The organism is uncultured Corynebacterium sp. (assembly GCF_902489365.1).
Classification (GTDB): domain Bacteria; phylum Actinomycetota; class Actinomycetes; order Mycobacteriales; family Mycobacteriaceae; genus Corynebacterium.
This window is the reverse complement of sequence record NZ_CABTZR010000133.1, coordinates 1-3378: the sequence shown is the minus strand read 5'-3', so window position 1 is coordinate 3378 and position 3378 is coordinate 1. Positions and strand designations below refer to the sequence as shown.

Below are 3378 nucleotides of genomic sequence, written 5' to 3'. Positions count from 1 at the left end.
TGAGAGGTCCTCATTGTTTTCGTAGAGGGCCACAGCATCACGTTTGAACTGTTCGGAGTACCTAGGCATGGTGGTAGATTACCTTTCTTCCCAACCCAACAGGGCTGGATATCAGGTGTCTACCAAACAGGGGTCAGGCCCCCAGACGCACAGCGATAGCCTGGCCCGCTGGAAGGATAGAGCCATAACCGATGCCCACCAAAGCGCCCGCAGCAATAATCTGCCAATCATCACTAGCCGAGGCCAGGACAGCCAGACCAGCAATAAAGAAGACGAGCGAGGAGTAGATGATGATGTTGTCACCGCGACGATCCTGCAGCTTGCCCAGCACGAAACGCAGAATGAGGCTCACCACCGCATAAGCCAAGAAGAAATAGCTAGCTCCCTTCTCCAGACCGGCGTGAGCGGAATAACCATTCAGGAAGGTAATGATGCCCATAAGCAACACCGACCAAAAGGATGAAGACTCCAAATGGCGCCACCGCTGGGTGCACAATATTCCCCAAGGAAAAGGAGACGCTTCGACGCTCCTGCGCCGGCGCCTTGACGACGAGCCCCAGCCCCAAGGCCACCACCGTCAGCGTCAACGCCACTAGAAACACGGAGTTATAGCCGGCGTTGTGGACAATCGCCAGGCCTGCCGCCGGACCAAAAGCTGTAGCCAACGTCGTGCCCAGGGCAAAGTAGCCGGTCCCCTCAGCGCGGCGGTGATCCGGAATCACTGATTGCGCCACGGCCATCACAGCCGTCGACGCCACCGCATAACCGAAGCCGTGCACGATACGAACAGCAAACAACAGAGGCAGAGACTGGGCCGGGAAATACAGCGCCATCGCCACAGCCACCACGATGAGGGAGATGACCAGCGAACGTTTCCGCCCAACTGCATCCACGATGTAGCCCGAAAAGAGGCGAGCAATCGTCGCCCCCACCACGAAGGCACTGGAGGCAAACCCGCCCGCTGTATCCGAAGCCTGGAATTGCTCGACGGCATAGAGCGCCATGATGGTCACGAGCAGATAGAAGACCGTAAACTGGGCGAAATTTACCAACCACGCAAACACAAATGTCGGCGTGATGAGTGGCTTGGATTCAGCGGACGTTTGAGACACCTTCTTCGACAGCGTATGGAATTAAGACTTCCAAACGCTACCAAAGATCAGAAATACTTTCGAATCCCCTTCCACGCCTTGGGCTGCGCTTGACGACGCCCCTACCCGAACAGTTTCCGCAGGTAGGGTGAACCAAACTTCCACTCCGGATCCATCTTTTCACGCAGCTCGCAGAACTCCTCAAATCTTGTATAAAGTTGAGCAAAGTCGTTCCGGGACAGGGAGTTCATCTTGCCCCAGTGCGGGCGCCCACCCGCTGCGCGGAAGATCGGCTCCACCTTAGGCATATAGTCCCGCGGATTAAGCGCACGTGGAATGTGGAAGGCAATGTACATCGACTCGCGGCCCGATGCCGTTGACAGCGCAACGTCATCCGCGGCCGTCGTGCGCAGCTCCATCGGAAATCCGATACGCCAGTCCTGTTCGTCGATGAAGCGGCGGATTTCGCGGACGGTTGCGGGGCCGTCGGCAAGCGGCACCGCATACTCCATCTCGTGGAAACGAACCCGGCGTGGACTGACGAACACGTCGTGGGCGGCCGATCGGTAGCGGTTATGAGAGATAACCGAGGTGGCGAACTTGTTGAGCGTCGGGATCGTCCCCGGCACAAGACGCCCCAGCGTCAGGGCAGCGGCAAAGGCGCCGTTGCCGATGAGTTCGTCGTCGATAAGCTGCTTAAGCCGCGAGCGGCGCTCCCCGTTCGGTTCGAGGCGCGTGTTGGCCTTGACCATCGCGCGGTCAGTGTGCGGGAACCAGTAGGACTCGAAGTGGTCGACGCCCCGAGAGAGCTCCTCCCAGTTATCCATCAACTCATCGAAGGCAATACCGGACTCCTCAGCCAGCAGGTCGAAGGCATCCACACATTGCATCTCGACTTCGACAACCACGCCGAGCGCGCCGACGCTGACGACCACGAGGCGAAGGAGTTCTGGGTCTTCGTCGATGGAATAGGTGCGGGTGTTGCCGTCGGCGTCGATAAGCGTCAGCCCAGTGACCGTGCCCGCAAAGCCCGTGTAATTGATGCCGGTGCCGTGAGTCGATGTCGAAATCGCGCCCGCCAGCGATTGCGGGTCCACATCACCCTGGTTAGCCAGGGCAAGCCCGAAGGGACGCAGGAGCTTGGGCACGTCCCGCAAGCGAGTGCCTGCCAGGAAACGGACGCGCTTGCGCTGCTTATCGACGCTCACCAGCCCACTCACGTGATCGAGATTGAGCATCGTCTCCTCCCCCGCCGCGATGGGCGTGAAGGAGTGGCCTGCTCCCACCGCACGCACGCTGCGGGAACGAGTGATGATGTCTGGTATCTCATCGATACGCGTGGGCTGGAGGAATTCCACGGGGTTCGTCGTGACCGAGCCGGCCCAGTTAGTGAATGTGGTCATCGCAGTGTCCATCCTTGTCCTCTATAGGTGTCCCAGACGTCAACGCCGTCAGGTCCGACGGCTAGAAGGTGGTCGACGTTCTCCGTCATTTCGCCGGCCTTGGCGTGACGGAACCACACAAGGTCCTCGACGTTCAGGTCAGCCCCGCGCAGCGGGGTCTGCACTTCCCCGGCGCCTTCGGTGCTGGAGTAGCTCAGGCCCGCCGGCCACACGGGAACCGGAACGCGATCCTTCGCGGGCGGCCCGGAGGCAATCCAGCCTCCGGAGTTGACCGTGACCCAACCCGGCGCGGGAACGCGGGAGACCTGGCAGACGAAGAACGCTGCCGCCTTGTGGTTGATGCCGGTGAAGTCATCGAAGATCGCGGGTGTGTAGAAGCCCGAGCCTGCGGCAAGCTCGGTTAGAGTTCCTTCCGCCGCAGATTCTTGGAGGCTGCCTGTGCCACCGCCGTTGACGAATTCGATGTCCGCCACCTCCCGTGCGGCCTCCACGCAGGCACGGCGACGCGGGGCCAGGTCCGTCATGGACTTAGTGCGCAGCCAGCGCTTGACTGCCCCCACCGGCCCCGGCAGACCATCCGCGACGGATGCCACTTGTCCCTCATAGGCCATAAGTCCGACAAGCCGGTGCCCGCGTCGAAGAATCTCGCGCGCCAGTACCGAGACCTGTTCCGGCGTGCGCACGGGCGAGCGCCGCGGGCCCACAACTGCGCCCGGCAAATGAAGGGTGCAATCAATGTCGATGGCCACGCGCAGGGATCCCTCAAGCAGGGCTAAGAGCTCGACGCTGTCTACCATGACGGTGACAGCCTCGCGCGCTGTGTCATCCATCGCGAGCTCACGCAGAGCCTTGCGGTTGACACTCGGGTAAGCCACCACGATGTC

The 3378-nt window shown here is 60.9% G+C and carries 2 protein-coding genes and 1 pseudogene; all 3 read right to left on the bottom strand.

All coding sequences use genetic code 11. The annotated features are described in order from the left end of the window. Nucleotides 1–133 precede the first annotated feature (133 nt). Nucleotides 134–1004 (bottom strand): annotated as a pseudogene (locus RDN59_RS12320) (MFS transporter). A 209-nt stretch (nucleotides 1005–1213) separates the two neighbouring features. Continuing rightward, nucleotides 1214–2494: a D-arabinono-1,4-lactone oxidase gene (locus tag RDN59_RS11710; RefSeq protein WP_308607984.1), complete on the bottom strand. Its 1281-nt coding sequence runs from the start codon at nucleotides 2492–2494 to the stop codon at nucleotides 1214–1216. After that, on the bottom strand, nucleotides 2491–3378 hold an 888-nt coding region (locus tag RDN59_RS11705; protein WP_308607983.1), incomplete at its 5' end, for an amino acid deaminase/aldolase. The genes RDN59_RS11710 and RDN59_RS11705, both read right to left, overlap by 4 nt.